The sequence below is a fragment of the Thauera sp. 63 genome (assembly GCF_000310165.2).
Taxonomy (GTDB): Bacteria; Pseudomonadota; Gammaproteobacteria; order Burkholderiales; family Rhodocyclaceae; genus Thauera; species Thauera humireducens.
This window is the reverse complement of record NZ_AMXC01000083.1, coordinates 1-902: the sequence shown is the minus strand read 5'-3', so window position 1 is coordinate 902 and position 902 is coordinate 1. Positions and strand designations below refer to the sequence as shown.

Here is a 902-nt window from a genome sequence, read left to right as displayed (position 1 = left end):
CCACCTTCTTCCTTCGACAGCACGTAGATCTCGCCGGTGAAGTGGGTGTGCGGGGTGATCGAACCCGGCTTGCACAGCACCTGACCGCGCTCGACATCTTCACGCTTGGTGCCGCGCAGCAGCACGCCGACGTTGTCACCGGCCTGACCCTGATCCAGCAGCTTGCGGAACATTTCCACGCCGGTGCAGGTGGTCTTGACCGTGGGCTTGATGCCGACGATTTCGATTTCCTCGCCAACCTTGACGATGCCACGCTCGACACGACCGGTCACCACGGTACCGCGGCCCGAGATCGAGAACACGTCTTCGATCGGCAGCAGGAACGGCTTGTCGATCGCGCGCTCCGGGGTCGGGATGTAGCTGTCCAGCGCTTCGGCCAGGCGCATGATCGCCGGCTCGCCGATGTCGGACTGGTCGCCTTCGAGCGCCTTCAGCGCCGAACCCTTGACGATGGGAATGTCGTCGCCCGGGAAGTCGTACTTCGACAGCAGCTCGCGCACTTCCATCTCGACCAGCTCGAGCAGCTCTTCGTCGTCGACCATGTCGCACTTGTTCAGGAACACGACGATGTACGGCACACCGACCTGACGCGCCAGCAGGATGTGCTCGCGGGTCTGCGGCATCGGGCCGTCAGCGGCCGAGCACACCAGGATCGCACCGTCCATCTGGGCCGCGCCGGTGATCATGTTCTTGACGTAGTCCGCGTGACCCGGACAGTCAACGTGCGCGTAGTGGCGCGTCGCGGTCTCGTACTCGACGTGCGAGGTGTTGATGGTGATGCCGCGCGCCTTCTCTTCCGGCGCGCTGTCGATTGCATCGTAGCCCTTCGCTTCGCCACCGAACTTCTTCGACAGGATCGTGGTGATCGCCGCGGTCAGCGTGGTCTTGCCGTGGTCAACGTG

Annotated in this window: 1 protein-coding gene; it reads right to left on the bottom strand. The window is 63.9% G+C overall.

What is annotated here, in order from left to right:
• Positions 1 to 902 (bottom strand): elongation factor Tu (gene tuf / locus C664_RS20050; RefSeq protein WP_004295320.1); only part of this gene is annotated, 902 nt, incomplete at both ends.